Origin of the sequence: Methylocapsa aurea (assembly GCF_000746085.1) — a bacterium.
GTDB classification, from domain to species: Bacteria; Pseudomonadota; Alphaproteobacteria; order Rhizobiales; family Beijerinckiaceae; genus Methylocapsa; species Methylocapsa aurea.
This window is the reverse complement of record NZ_JQKO01000014.1, coordinates 28581-42478: the sequence shown is the minus strand read 5'-3', so window position 1 is coordinate 42478 and position 13898 is coordinate 28581. Positions and strand designations below refer to the sequence as shown.

Below are 13898 nucleotides of genomic sequence, written 5' to 3'. Positions count from 1 at the left end.
GGGTGAACTGAAGTAGATCGCCCAGAGCTTGTGTGGACCTTACTTCGCGCTTGGCGCGTTGAATGCGCGATGGCGTCTCCGGGAGAGCGCCACATTTCGGCTAACGGCGTTATGGCGGGCAGCGCAAATCAGAGTTACGCGCGACATCGCTTGGGCCGGCTGCGCCCGCTGGCGCCATTGCCGACCTGCTCGGTCAACCACGGGCAAGGCCCGTCGCGGGTTAGAAGCATGTTTCGAAAAAAGCCGAAGGACTTTTTCAATTCCCACATGCTCCGATCTTTGGTTTCGGAGCGATGCCTCGTCGCTTTGAGGATTTCGTCGGCTTAGACGCAGTCGTCCAAACGATAGCCGAGGTAGCGAACCGAATTGATCGGATCATAGCCGAGTTGACGGCGCAGTTTCTTGCGCAGCTTGCTGATGTGGCTTTCCACAACATTCTCTTCGACATTCTCGTCAAAAATTCCATAGATGGAATTGAAGATCTGAGCTTTGCTGACCCGTCTGCCGCGATTGTTGACGAGATATTCTAGGATTCTGCGTTCGCGCCGCGGCAATGGCAGAACAGCTCCCTTTAGCTCCGGGTCTCGGCCATCGAAAAAAACCCGCAAGTCCCCTACCGCCGCGGACTCCTGCTCATATTCACGCCGCCGCTTGATGGCGCCAACCCGTGCGAGAATTTCGCGAACATGGACCGGTTTGCGCACGACATCATCAACGCCGGCGGCGAAAAGATCCAGCGTCTGCTCGAGCGAGGGCGCGTCGTTCATGGCGATCACCGGAGCTCGAGAACGTTCCCTTATCAACTTCGGATAGACTTGGCGGTCCCTGCAATCGCCGAGCAGGAAGGCCTCGACGGCGTTGAGGTCGGCATCGGCGACAGTCGTCACCCATTCACGGAATTCCTCCGGACAAAACCCGGCGGAGGACACGCCTTCGCTGCCGAATCGGCAGGTGTAGCCGGATGTGACAATTTCGCGTTCATCAATGATTACCAGCACTGGAAGCCCCTAGGTAAGTTTTTCCTCAGCTGTTAAATGATATCAATCTATGGTTGTACGTCAAACATTTGTTAACTGAAAACGTGTATTTTACGCGTTTTGAGAGAATATTTGATCAAAATGGCGCAAGCGCTGGTCCCAGCGCGCGCTCCGAGCCGCCTCGGCGGCGCGGCAACGGCCGTCCCGCCGCACCAAAACGCGAATCATTGGCAGAAACTGCGCGCATTGACAGTCCATGCGCCGAATCCGCTGGCGACCATATTCGCGATGACTTGGCAGACATATTTCTTTTGCGCCGGGTTATTGTTCGGTCCGGCATGGTACCGCGCCGCAGCCAGCGTCCAGCTGCCCTCTCTGACCTTGAGCGCCTTGAGGAATTCAGCCGCGTATTCGACATTTTCGCGCGGGTCGAACATGGCCTCGAGAGAACGAAATCGACTTGAATGGAAATGATGATTGATTTGCATGCAGCCTATATCGATGAGCCTCGCGCCGCCTTTGCGCGCGGCCTCGAAACGGCGCAGGGCCTCGCTGAGATTGGCTGGGAAAAACGACGGGCCTTCGATATTGAGCGCATAGGGATGCAGCGAACCGCGCCGTCCCGTTTCTGTCAGGCCAACAGCATAGAGCACCGGCAAGGGAATCGCGTGTTTCGCTGCCGCGCGAGCCATCTCGCGCTCGCATAGATTGGCCTGCTCCGACGCCGCCGCTGATTCGGCGCTAGATAAATAGATCACCGCCAAGACTGTCCTGAACATCCTCAGCCGCTCGGGGTCGAGACGGCTCGCGATCTCTTGGCGCCGGCGACCGATCATTGGCGTTGCCCTCTCCATCCCGCAATCCAGCCTGCGAGGTTGCTTGAGCGCTTGCTTGAGTTGCGGATGGGTCATTCCCGCCCTGTGCGCCGCCTACGCCGCCTTGCGGTGACGCGGCCGACTGTTCGGCGGCCTTAACGACCAAGGACTCCATCGAATAGCCGCAGGCGCGCAATTTTTCGACGAGCAGATGCTTGTCGTCGCGAATCAGGCGAATCGTTTCGGGACGCTCCGCCTCTAGTTGCACATCGATCCTCGTCCCCGTCAGGCGCATCCTGATTGTCACAACGCCCAAGCTGTCGGGTTGGAGTTGCAGATTCAAGATCTTTAGGGCGGAGGCCGGGCCACGCGCGCCGGCAACCCCGCTTTCGCCGAGGATGCCAGGCGATTGCGCAATGACCGCCGGCTCGCCCGAAACGATGTCGGCCTGGCCTGTCGCGAGGGCGATCCAATTGGCAATCTGAAGACTTGGCGAAATTGTTGGAGCCGGCGGCAGATGGGTCTGCTGATCCAGCACTGCGGATTTGATTGGCGGCAGCGCCGCGAGACTCGATCCTGCGTCGGTCAGCGCGCTTGTTTGCCGCGCATAAGCAATTGCCGATTGACCCGCGCCGCTTGCCGATGCGACGGGAGACTCGGAGCCTCGCGGCGGAGGCATCTCCCCACCCTGCTCTGCGCCGTCGCCCCGTGCTTGCCCCAAACGATCCCCAAGATCAATGCGAGGCCCAGCCGCGACCCAAGAGGCAGCGGATGAAGCCAAGGCCGACGGCGCGACGGAGGAAGACGCTTCGATCGCGCCGCCGCGACCAGAAGAGCTCGTCGCTGACGAATTCATCTCCCGCCCGGATTGAGTGGGCGTGCCGCGCAGAGCGCCCGAAGCGACTGGCAACACAAGCGTCGACGCCAAGGCGGACGGGTATAAGGTAGGCTGGGCCAAGACGGACTGGACCAAGTCGTTCGAAGCAAGGATGGTTGCGCCGGAAGCGGAAGGCGCCGACGCGCGTTTTTCTGCGCCATCCCTCGACGTCTCGTCAGCGCTGACCGACGCCCCCCAAGCGTCAAGCATCTCGACGCCAAAAAGCCCGAAGGATCCGGCATCGCTATGGGGCAAGTCCGGCCCCGTTTCGTCGCTCCCGACCGCGTCAGTCGCTCCAGCAGGCGACGCGTCCGTTCCAGGATAGGCATCTTTTTTGATAATCTCTTTCGTCGCGGAGCTCGCTTCAGGCGCCTCCGCGAAAGAGGCAAGCTGGATCTCTCCAGACGAAATATTCGGGCCGCTCGACATCGCGCCGCCATCTCTCCCGGGGCCCGCCGCTGCCGACAAAATTTGCGCGCCTAAATCTTGCCCCCCCACACGGGGCTTCGCTGCGACTGCGGCCAACGGGTCGGGCATGGCGTCGGACAGATTGGCTTGACCGGGCTTGGAAATTTGCGGCGACGTCGCCCTCTTTGTCCCTGCCTCCGAGTCTCCTTGCAACGGATTCGAACGGATCGAGTCTGTCGGGGCGATCTCTGGAACTGCCTCCAAGGCGCCGCTCGGCGATCCGGCGTCGAACAGAAATGTCTGACGGATCAGCGTCTGCGCCGCAGGCATCGGCAGCGTCGATCGAGGCTCGGCTTCGCCTGTCCGACCCTGCCGCTTGGACACATCAGACAGGACCTCTGCAAAGCCGCCACCCCCGCCCGCCTCAGTTTGAAGGCCATCGCCTGAACCGGCCTTCAACTCCGCCGCACCGGCGGCCGCATCAAGAATCGGCGGCGGCTTTCTTGCAAAACCATCGACGGCGTTCAAGGCGCGCTCCTTCCCAAAATCTCGTCGGCTTGACGCAGGGCGCCCTGGGCGGACTCGATCAGCGCCGACGCTGCCGCGCTCACACCGGGTTCACGGCGAGCCGGCGCCGTTTCTTTGAGCGGCTCAGGCTCGTTCAAAGACAGGGACGCATCCGGCGCTTTGCGAATCTCTTTGGCGATGGCGCCAACGGCCGCCTTAAGTTCGGCGTCCCGCTTGGGCAGACGCGCGGACTCCACGCTGTCGAGTTCGACGAGGCCGGCGTCGAGAGAACGCGTCAAGATCAACGCCGCGGCCTCATAAAGCCTCGAACGCTCTCTCTCGGCGCCGCCATCTTTCGACAGACGAATGGCGCGCTCGGCGGCGAAACGAGCCGAAGCGATCTTGCCCTTGATGAGCCCCGATTGGGCGATTTTCAAATAGAGACCCAGCTGATCCTTGTCAGCGAACTCATTCAGCAGACTTTCCAATTTGGCGAATTGGCTGGCCTCGTTCGTCAAGCCGAAGCGGACGACGGCATCGGAGAATCCGCGCCGAAAGTTATCGGCATAGACAGAGCGGGAAAAGCGCCTGACATATTGGCTCGACAGGGAGGCGAATTTTTCAAGATTTCCCGTCTCGTCGGCAAGAAAAACCTCGCGCCGCAGAGCCGCTTCCTCGACCAATGTTCCCGGCGCGAGAATCCGGGCCTGATCTAACAATTCCATCGCTTTGCCAGGATCCATTTTCGCGATCAAAGCCGACTGGACCATCGCGATATGGCCTCCGACCGCCGGCGCCAATGCCTTGGCGTCAATCGGCAACAGTATTTGTTTGGCCTTGGCTTCGCGTCCCTCCACATAGGCAAGCGCTCCTTCCATCAGGAGCGTTTCTTGCTCAGGGCTCACTCCGAACTCCAGGACCTTTCTAACGACGCGGGGCTGGCCGCCGCTCAACGTGTAGATCGCCGCCGCCCGCGCATTTTTCGCTTCCCGCCAAACGCTCGAATCGGCTGCAAGCAAACGCTGCGCAATTTGCCCGATCAGCTTAGGCAACTTGCCTTGCGCGTCGGCATTGCCCAAAACAATCTGATCTTGAATGGCCTGCATCGAGCGAACGATTTCGAAAGGTTGCTTGCTCTTCGATTCAGGTTGAGCCTTAGCCTCCTCCTCGGCAAGCGCGCGGCCGGCGTAAGCGTAGATCAGGACCAAGCCAAGCATCAGTTTCACAACTCTCATCATGCCTTTTCCTTCCGCAGCAGGATTTCGATCCTCCGATTTCCAGCCGCCGCCGGATCGTTGGAAAATTTCAGACGCCGATCCGCGTAGCCTTCGATTTTCTCGAAGCGCTTGTCGTCCAAACCACCGCGCACCAGCATGTAATGAGCCATATGCGCCCTGGCGGCGGACAGCCGCCAGTTGTCGTAGGTCGCCGATTTGTAGGAGCGTCCGTCCGTGTGGCCGCGTATCACGAGCAGGCCGCCGCGCGTCTTTAGAAGCCGCCCAATCTTCTCCATAACCTCGATGGTCCGCGGTTGCGGTTCGGCCGAGCCGACCGCAAACATCGAATAATTCAAATCATCCGTCAGACTGATGAGAACGCCCTCATCCGTGCCCTGAACATCAAGGCGCGGAGCGTTCTGCGTTCGCGTCTCCATCCTCGCCGCATTGAAAATTTCCAATTTCAGCTTGGCCGCCTCGGCATCGTTCGCGCGCGAGGATTCAGCGCCGGCTTCATGCGGTGCCGCGGCGGCCGCCGGCGTCTTGGCGTCAGGCGCGGGCGTTGGCAAAGGGCCTGTCCGATCTCCAACCTCCAGCGCTGCGAGCCTTTCCGGCTGGACAAGATCCTGCGTCGCACCAGCGGCGCGCGGCCTCTTGCCATGCGCCGAAGCAGATGACGGCTGAGCCTTTGGCTCAGGCCCATGCGGAACGGTTGAAAAAGGATCCCGAAACGTCTCGGCGGCGTCATTGGACTCCGACGCGGGCGATGACCCGGCGCTTGATTCCGGCTTCGACGCCTCAGACTGCGCGTTGGCGACAATCTCGGCAAGGACGGCGTAAGGATCGCGAAAAAGCGCGGCCTCCGAATGCGTCGGCGGCCTCGCGCCGGCTGTCGAATGCACGCCCTTCACCGGCGCGAGTCTCGAAGGAGCCTCCACCTCCGACTCTGATTCCTTGACGCTCGGTCCTGCGCCCATTTCAGTGTCCTTGGGATCGCGAAACCCTTTCTTCAGCGTGGTCATGTCGACAAGCTTTACCGGATTAAAATATTGTGCCACAGTGTGCTTCGTCTTGTCGCTGGTCGAACTGATGAGCCACAGGACGAGGAACAACGCCATCATCGCGGTCATGAAATCCGCGAAGGCGATTTTCCAGGCGCCGCCATGATGTCCTTCCTCGGGACTGGCGCGGCGCCTGATGATCACGATTTCTTGCGGTTCCTTCTCCGACACAGGCTTACTCCGGCAATGCCTTGATTCTTTCGATCCACGCCTCAATCCGCGAATCGATGACCGTTTGATCGGCGACGACTTTGACATCGGTCGAGCGATCAGGCGCATAATCGATTGTGGCGGAGAAAGCCGACAGTTTGTCGCGAAGCGCGTTGATAAGATCCTCCGCGCCGCTGATCTTGATGATGGGATGCTCCTTGCCGTTGAGCAAAACCCCAACTTCGTGGGCGAGTTGCTCGACAACTTTTCGGCGCAAGGGTTCGCTGAGAAAGAACCGCAGGACTCGCGCTGCGCTGCGCGCGATATCCGCCTCGATTTCAGCGAGAGCCAAGTCGATCTTCTGGCTTAGCCTTGCAGATTCGTCTTGCGTCCATTTGGCGCGTTCATCCGAAAGTCGAGTCTCGAACAGGAGCCTCTCTCGCGCAAGCGCCGCCTCGTGTTCGGCGCAAGCCGCAGCGAGCGCCTCCGCAGCGCCCTCGGCATTGCCTTCCTCTCGCGCGAGTTCGATAGACAGCGCGCAATCGTCTGCCAAGATTGGCCCCGGCAAAGGCAAGCAGGGCGGTTCGTCAAGGGCCTCCTCCATAGGCTCGATTGGAGCGCGCAATCCGAAACGAACAAGAACCTCCGCCACAGGTCGCGCCATCACGCACGCTCTCCCTGATGCATCCATTGTTTGAGAACAGCGGCGGCCTGCTCCTCGTCAAACTCGACGATCTGCTCAAGACGTTTTTGCGGCGAACGCCGAGGACTATTGGTCAGATCCTCGATCAGGTTGACTTCTCCAGGCATAGACCAATTTTGAAGCTGCGCTCGGACCTCATCCCCCGACTCGAGCCCGCCAAGATTTTCGAGCGCAGCCAGTTCGGCGGGCGCCTCGACCATCGCAACCGGCGCCGCGAAGATGGCTTTCGCCGCCGGCCGCAATCCAAACCAAATCAAGAGCAGCGTAACGATCAGGATGGTCGCCGCATTCAAGACATTGCCAGATTGGCGAAGCAGCATTTCGCCGACCGCCGGCGGCGGCTGCGGCTCCAGATCATGCCCGGCGTCGATAAAATCCACGGCGGAAATCTTAATCGCATCGCCGCGCTCCTTATTCGCGCCCGCCGCTGAAGCGACCAATTGCTCCAGCTCGCGCAATTGCCTGTCGATCGCTTCGGGCGTCGCCTTCTCCCCTAGTCCAGCGGCGAGGCTCGCGCGGTTGACCAAGACCGCAACCGAAAGATTGTCTATCCCATAGCCGCCGCTAACGGTCGTGATCGTCTTCGAGGAGAGCTCATAATTGGTCAGCTCCTCGCGCTTCAGGCTCTCTTCATTCGATTGTTTGCCGTCATCGGCGCGGGTATTTTCCTGCGGCAAATTTCGCTCGACAGTGGTCGGGGCTTGGTTGGTGGAGTTTTGCAGGGTTTGGTTCTGCTTCGTGACCTTAACCGACCGTTCTACCCGCGATTCAGGATTGAAAATTGTCTCGTTCGTCTGCCTCTTGTCCGTGTTTAAGCGGGCGGCGACGCTGATCTGGAAATTGCGCAAGCCGAGATAAGGCGTCAGCGTCTTGCGAATATTGTCCAGAATTTCCCGCGAGACGGTCTTTTCCAGGGTCAGCATTCCCCCCGGAGCCGTATCGGCAAGATCGTTGCCCGAGGCCAGAAGGACTCCTTCCGTATTCAGAACCGTGACCTCCTCCATCGTCATCCCTGGCACGGCCGCCGCCACCAGATGACGGATGGCCTTGGCGGCGCCGACATCGTCGGCAATTTCGGTTCGGATGACCACCGAGGCGGACGGCGGCTGCCGCGTTCGCCGAAACGAGCCTTCATCCGGCATGACGACATGGACGCGCGCCGCCTTCACGCCGCGCATCAATTGGATCGTCCGCGCCAGCTCGCCTTCGAGCGCCCTGACCCTTGTGATTTCCTGCATGAAGGATGTCAGACCGAGCGACCCAAGTTTGTCGAAGAGCTCGTTGCCGGCATTCGGACTGTTCGGCAGCCCTTTTTCGGCAAGCAGCATCCGCGCGCGCGCCGTTTCGCCATAACGAACCAGCACCGTGTTGCCGTCGGAGTTCACGTCGAAAGAGATATCAGCTTCCTTGAGCGCGGCGCCGATTCGGCTGACATCCTGCCGATCAAGGCCGGCATAAAGCACTTCAAGCGCCGGACGGCTTAGAAAATAGCCTGCCAATCCGGTCATTGCGAAAACCGAAACGCCGATCATCGCAAGCGCGATGAGACGGCGCGAGCCGAGCTTTTGCAGACTAGCCCAGAGACGCTCGATCTGTTCTTGCCCTGTCATCCCCCGCCTCGATTGTGTGCGCCATTCGCGGTCACCAATCTAAGGGGGCAAGCTTGCCCGGGGGTTGCAAAATGAAACAGCCGCGTTCGACAATGAACGCGGCCTCCATTCTTGCGCTAACTTTTCGGGGAGCCGTTGTTCTTAGGGGAACAATTTCAGAATCAATTGAGTGTTCGAGTTGGAAATGCTCAAGGCTTGGATGCCGAGTTGCTGCTGCACCTGGAGCGCCGCAAGCTTGGTCGCGGCTTCGTTCATGTTGGCGTCGACAAGCGAACCGACGCCAGTGGTCAGCGAATCGGTCAGATTCGAGACAAAATTCTGTTGCGTCGTGATATTGACCGTTGTTGCGCCGAGCGTGCTCGCGGCCGTCGTCAGCGAACTGATGGCGGTCTCAACATCCTTCAACATATTGGCGAGATCGCCGGCCGTAGCGGCCGAGATGTCCAAAGACAGGACTGACGCTGTGGCAAAGTTCGCGCCATTCGCTCCGAGGATGCCTGTGGTCGGCGCCGTCGTGGAGTCAAACAGCGCGGTCTGGCTTGTGTCGACGCTGAGAAAGCTGACGCCATTCGTCGAATCGTAGGAGGCGACGAGGTCGACTGTCCCGCCGGTCGTTTCCAGAAAATTCTGCCCGCTGAAATTGGCGGACCCGCCGATGCTGAGCAGGAGGCTCTGCCGCGCGGCGATGTCGGTCTGGATTTTGCTGAGATCGGAGGCGGGATTTGAGGCGGTGACAAGATCGTTCTTGATCGCGTTGACGACGGAAATGCTGCTCTGCAGCGCCGAGGTCATCGTCGAGACCAAAGCCGAACTTTCGCTGAGCGCATCGGAGACGGCGCCAAGAGCGCCAACATTGGATTGCATCTTGGTGGCGATCGACCAATAGGAAGCATTATCGGCGGCGCTGGAAATGCGCAGTCCGGTCGAAACCTGGTTTTGAGTCGTGTTCAAATTTGCTTGTGTCTTGGTGAGGGCGGCGAGCGCCGTCATCGCGGACGTGTTGGTCAATAGGCTCGACATGGGATGTCCCTTGATGTGATTGAAAGAGCGGGGACATACCGGATTTTCGCCGGTACGGCAGGGCGGCCTGATGCCTTTGGATGCTTATAGCCGATCCAACCTGCCGTGTGTTCTTCTTAGCACCGCATCCTTGCGCAAAGCTTAATTGCGGCGCGTAGGCCGGCGGGATTGTTGATTATACGTAAGATCTTACAAGACTTCCGATCAACAAGCTCCAGCCGTCGATCAGGATAAAGAACAGGACCTTGAGAGGAAGCGCGATCACCGAAGGCGGCATCATCATCATTCCCATCGCCATGGTCAACGTCGACACGATCATGTCGATGACAAGAAAGGGCAGCGCAATCAGAAATCCGATCTCGAAACCGCGCCGCAGCTCCGAGATCATGAAGGCGGGAATCAAGACCCGGATCTCGCCTTTGGCCTGATCCTTGGTCCTGAAATTGTCCTTCGCGAGATCCTCAAATAGCTTAAGATCTTTATCGCGGACCTGCGCCAGCATGAATTCGCGAAATGGCTCGACGATTTTGCCGAACGCCTCCTGCTCGGACAAGCTGTTGTCCATCAGCGGCTTCACCCCGGTTTCCCAGGCGCGTTCGAAAGTCGGGGCCATGACGTAAAAGGTCATGAAAAGCGAAAGACTGATGAGGATCAGATTGGCCGGCGTGCTTTGCAAGCCGAGCCCCGAGCGCAGGAACGATAAAGCGACGGCGAAGCGGGTGAAACTGGTCACCATCACGAGCAGGCCCGGCGCGACTGACAGAACCGTCAGCAGGGCCACAAGCTGAATAATCCGGCCCGCCGCGGTCCCGCCTCCAGACGGAATCAGCGCGTTAAGATCTGGCGTTTGCGCGGACGCCGCCGCGGCGGACGCCAGAATGAAAATGAGTCCAACAAGCAATCTATTCACTGCACCACCAGGGCTTGAATGATCAGCTCCCGGACGCGTCCTTCGGAGCGAATCGCCGCGCGCTCATTCAAATCCTCGCGCAAATGCTGCAGCCCGCTGGCGCCGCCGATTTGCGCAATCGACAAAGTCCGCATGAAGCCAAGAATATCTTCGGCAATCTGCCCCGCGACCACCTCGGGCTTTAGGAGAGCCTTGGCGTCGAATACGATCGAGGCCTGCAATCTCACCCAGGCCTCGGCGGGCTCCGCGAGATTGGCGATGATCGGCGGCAAATCACGCAGCTGCGTGTCGCCCCCGTAGTTCGGCGCGCTCCGCGAAACGCGCTCTTGAGCACTATTTTCCATGCTTTTCTTGACAGTCCCAGCAACGTGAAGGCCCAAAGCGGAGCCCACTGCGATCGCTACAAGCGTCAATGTGACCATCGCGCCGAGCCAGACCGCAGTCGACCCACCTGGTGCCCGAATCGGACCTGTCAGCAGCGCTGTCTCATCACTTCTCGCCATCGTCCCGCAATCCAGACCTTCTCGAGTGGGATCTTAAGGAAGTTGGTCGGCCTTTTCGATTCCAACTTGCTTCAACTCTTTAAATCCGAACGTTTCATTTTCAATCAAATGAATCCATTCGATCCGGGAGCGCCTTAGAGCGGAAGCGGTTCGAGCCGAATCGATCGATCGCTCTCCTTTTCAGCATTGCCCTATAAAATGTCCGCAATTTTTTGGGATCGCTTTCTAAAGCGGCTTGAACCAATCATAGATTTGTTGACCGATCGCTGGTTGTTGGACTTCCATGATCCGACCTCGACCGCCATATGAGATGCGCGCCTCGGCGACCTTGTCGTAGGAGATCGTGTTGTCCTTGGAGATGTCTCGCGGACGCACGATTCCCGCGACGTTCAACAACCGCAACTCGAAGTTAACCCGCACTTCTTGCGAGCCGCTGACAATTAAATTTCCGTTCGGCAAGACGTCGGTGACAACCGCCGCCACCGACAATCGAATTTTTTCAGAACGATCGGTCGTCCCCTCGCCCTTGGTCGAGGACAGCGCGCTGGAGGTGAATTGAGGCTTCAATTCCGTCGTCTTATTATTGGCCGAAAGCTTGAAATCAAACCCAGCGTCGACTTGCGCGTCGAGTGATCGATCGGTCATATTGCCAAATGTCGCTCGATCATTGATGGCGATGTTCACCGTCACGACATCGCCTATCTTGGCCGCCCGCGGATCGCTGAAAATATCTGCGCGGCCGCCGTTCCAGATCGACTGCGGACTACCTCTTCCGGACGGCAGAAAGATCGCGCTTGCAGAAGGCTGCACGTCGGCTACGAGCCCGGTGCCGACCGGACTCATGAAGGGCTCCCGGCCAATTTCCCTTATGTCTCCAGCGCACCCGCCGAGGACGCTCATGAAGACCAGGAGAGCTACATGTCTCATCTACGATCTCTTTCGGTCGGGCGCGGCATCCGGCCCCGACATCGTGCGGGTTAGCCGCGCCGCGCGGCCCGCCTCCATTTCATTGAGGATCGCGCCTGCGTTTCGCGACGAGAGCTTGGCGAGAATCGCCGCCGCCGCCGCGTCATCCATCGCCGCGATCTGTAAAGCGGCGGCATCCGGCCGCATGCGCGCATAGATCGCAACAACGCTTTCGGCGGCCTGCCTCATCGCGTCCTCGCGCTTGCGCAGCCACTCTGCATATTCGGCCTTCTTCGCTTCAAGCTCCGCCAGGCGCTGACGAATTTGCTCTTCAAGCACAACCAGCCTGGAGGTCTGCCAACCGATCTTTGCGTCCCCCATGATCGCGGCGTTATTGGCGCAAAATTGCTGAATGTCGGTTGCCGGCGCTTTCGCCTCCGCCGGTTTGGGCGCCTCCACCTTCTTCTGCTCGAGGCAAATGCCCGACGCTAACAGAGACGGCGGAACGATCGCCGCGCTAGTAGTCAACCGGATAAGGAACGATGCTACACGAGCCATGACCGCAATATTCTCCTGCTCATGCTGTACAAACTGATCGAGCAAGCTTGCGCAAGACTGGCCGCGCTTTTCTAGACGCTCATTGGACAACAAGGTCGGCGTGAAGTGCGCCGGCCGCCTTGATCGCTTCAAGAATCGCGATGATCCCCATCGGCTTCAGGCCAATCAGATTCAAACCATTGATCAAACTGCGCAGACTGGCGCCCTTGATGACCGCGATCTGGCCGCCCGTTTCGCCGCCATCGATTTCGGTCTGCGGCGTTACGACGGTTCTGCCCCTATATGAAAAGGGCGCGGGCTGAGAAACCTGGGGCGTTTCGGTGACGCGGACGGTGAGATTGCCATGCGTCAGCGCGACCGTGGAAATCTGGACATCCTGACCGATGACGATGGTTCCGCTTCGCGCGTCGATGACTACGCGCGCGGGGATGTCCGGCTCGACTAAAAGATCGCCGATTTCCGCCATGAAGCGCGTGGTTCCGATACGCCGCGGCTTTGTCAATGAGACCGACCTTTGGTCTTGCTCATGCGCTAACCGTTCGCCAAATCTGCGAACGGCATAGGCGTTGATGGCGTCGGCAATTCGAACCGCGGTGTTGAAATCCGGATTTTTCAGAACCAGCATGAGAGGACCGATGTCCTTGAGTTGACCTGGAACCTCGCGTTCAATCAATGCGCCATTCGAGATGTGCCCGGCCGTCGCAACATTGACGGTGACGCTCTCCGCCTGTCCGGAGGCCGCAAAGCCGGAGACCGCGACTTGCCCTTGAGCGATCGCATAGGTCTGCCCGTCGACGCCCGAAAGACTTGTCAGGATCAAAGTCCCGCCAAACAGGGAAGTCGCGTCGCCGAGCGAGGACACAGTGACGTCGATCCTGGCTCCCGGCTGAACAAAAGGAGGCAGATCGGCGGTGACGAGAACGGCGGCGACGTTGCGGGTGCGCAAGGCGATGGCGCGGACATTGATCCCCATGCGGTCAAGCATGGATTGAAGCGCCTGCTCAGTGAAGGTCGAATTGCGCAAGGTATCGCCGGTGCTTTGCAGCCCGACGACAAGTCCATAGCCGACCAGCTGATTTTCGCGGACGCCCTGCAGACTTGCGATATCCTTGATCCGGACTGAAGCCGAGGCGGAACAGCCGAGCGCGCAGAGCAGAAGGACCAGCCAGATTCGCAACATCAGCCGCCGCTCACGCGGACGGAGCCGTCCGATTGCACGGTTCCAGAGACCGTCAGTCCGCTGTCCAAATTGCGGACAGAGACAATGTCTCCAACGCCGCCTGATTGAAGCGCCGCCCCATAGGCCGTTATGGCAAGGCCCGCCTCTTCGAAAACAATCCTGATCTTTGCGCCATTCGTAACAGCCTTCGGCTCCATGATCGCGTTCCAGGGAATCGGCGCTCCAGGAAGCAGAGTGCGCCGGGCGATCTTGCCGACGACAGCCTCTCGAGTCTCGATCACACCGCCCCTTGCGGACCTGGCGTTTTCAGGAAATTCGCGTTCGACCAGCCAATTGTTCTTGATCGCATCGCCCGGATAGATCGTGATGGTCGGCACCGGCAGGACATTAGACTCAACCGCGCCGAGCCGATCCTCGCAGCCGATTGCCGCGAGCGCGAATATTGCGACAGCCCTCGCGGCGGCCGAACGAAGGCTCAGCTTTGCGGCCATTATTG

General features: G+C 59.4%; 15 protein-coding genes. 1 reads left to right on the top strand and 14 read right to left on the bottom strand.

Annotation, left to right across the window (positions count from 1 at the left end; all coding sequences use genetic code 11):
* Positions 1 to 323 precede the first annotated feature (323 nt).
* The 3 genes from DL86_RS11065 to fliK form a co-directional block, all read right to left on the bottom strand.
* Positions 324 to 998: a response regulator transcription factor gene (locus tag DL86_RS11065; protein ID WP_036261305.1), complete on the bottom strand. Its 675-nt coding sequence runs from the start codon at positions 996 to 998 to the stop codon at positions 324 to 326.
* A 203-nt stretch (positions 999 to 1201) separates the two neighbouring features.
* Entirely contained in the window at positions 1202 to 1756 is a 555-nt protein-coding gene (locus tag DL86_RS11060; protein ID WP_036261304.1) for a transglycosylase SLT domain-containing protein, read from the bottom strand.
* Complete coding sequence (gene fliK / locus DL86_RS20115; protein WP_162180425.1) at positions 1719 to 2471, bottom strand: flagellar hook-length control protein FliK; 753 nt, start codon at positions 2469 to 2471, stop codon at positions 1719 to 1721. Before fliK ends, DL86_RS11060 begins: the two co-directional genes overlap by 38 nt.
* A 199-nt stretch (positions 2472 to 2670) precedes the next feature.
* On the opposite strand from fliK, the gene DL86_RS20110 reads away from it, so the two are divergent.
* On the top strand, positions 2671 to 2994 hold the full coding sequence (locus DL86_RS20110; RefSeq protein ID WP_162180424.1) for a hypothetical protein: 324 nt from the start codon (positions 2671 to 2673) through the stop codon (positions 2992 to 2994).
* 607 nt (positions 2995 to 3601) lie between these two features.
* Here DL86_RS20110 and DL86_RS11050 read toward each other — a convergent pair.
* The 11 genes from DL86_RS11050 to flgA form a co-directional block, all read right to left on the bottom strand.
* Positions 3602 to 4822, bottom strand: a complete 1221-nt coding sequence (locus DL86_RS11050) for a hypothetical protein (RefSeq protein ID WP_051953209.1) — start codon at positions 4820 to 4822, stop codon at positions 3602 to 3604.
* Positions 4819 to 6033: a MotB family protein gene (locus DL86_RS11045; protein WP_036261301.1), complete on the bottom strand. Its 1215-nt coding sequence runs from the start codon at positions 6031 to 6033 to the stop codon at positions 4819 to 4821. The genes DL86_RS11050 and DL86_RS11045 overlap by 4 nt, the downstream gene beginning before the upstream one ends.
* A gap of 4 nt (positions 6034 to 6037) precedes the next feature.
* A complete protein-coding gene (locus DL86_RS11040; protein WP_036261299.1) occupies positions 6038 to 6676 on the bottom strand; it encodes a hypothetical protein in 639 nt (212 codons plus the stop codon).
* Entirely contained in the window at positions 6676 to 8325 is a 1650-nt protein-coding gene (gene fliF, locus DL86_RS11035; RefSeq protein ID WP_036261297.1) for a flagellar basal-body MS-ring/collar protein FliF, read from the bottom strand. Before fliF ends, DL86_RS11040 begins: the two co-directional genes overlap by 1 nt.
* Before the next feature lie 141 nt (positions 8326 to 8466).
* A complete protein-coding gene (locus tag DL86_RS11030; protein ID WP_036261295.1) occupies positions 8467 to 9345 on the bottom strand; it encodes a flagellin N-terminal helical domain-containing protein in 879 nt (292 codons plus the stop codon).
* 175 nt (positions 9346 to 9520) lie between these two features.
* A complete protein-coding gene (gene fliP, locus DL86_RS11025) occupies positions 9521 to 10255 on the bottom strand; it encodes a flagellar type III secretion system pore protein FliP (protein ID WP_036261293.1) in 735 nt (244 codons plus the stop codon).
* On the bottom strand, positions 10252 to 10758 hold the full coding sequence (locus tag DL86_RS11020) for a flagellar basal body-associated FliL family protein (RefSeq protein ID WP_084572855.1): 507 nt from the start codon (positions 10756 to 10758) through the stop codon (positions 10252 to 10254). Before DL86_RS11020 ends, fliP begins: the two co-directional genes overlap by 4 nt.
* Positions 10759 to 10983: 225 nt before the next feature.
* On the bottom strand, positions 10984 to 11685 hold the full coding sequence (flgH, locus tag DL86_RS11015; RefSeq protein ID WP_036261291.1) for a flagellar basal body L-ring protein FlgH: 702 nt from the start codon (positions 11683 to 11685) through the stop codon (positions 10984 to 10986).
* Complete coding sequence (locus tag DL86_RS11010) at positions 11686 to 12222, bottom strand: MotE family protein (RefSeq protein WP_156964592.1); 537 nt, start codon at positions 12220 to 12222, stop codon at positions 11686 to 11688.
* 79 nt (positions 12223 to 12301) lie between these two features.
* Positions 12302 to 13402, bottom strand: coding sequence for a flagellar basal body P-ring protein FlgI (gene flgI / locus DL86_RS11005; RefSeq protein ID WP_036261288.1), 1101 nt, complete (start codon positions 13400 to 13402; stop codon positions 12302 to 12304).
* The gene (gene flgA, locus DL86_RS11000) at positions 13402 to 13893 is read right to left on the bottom strand and encodes a flagellar basal body P-ring formation chaperone FlgA (protein WP_084572854.1); all 492 of its coding nucleotides are present in this window, start codon (positions 13891 to 13893) and stop codon (positions 13402 to 13404) included. The genes flgI and flgA overlap by 1 nt, the downstream gene beginning before the upstream one ends.
* Between the last annotated feature and the right edge of the window lie 5 nt (positions 13894 to 13898).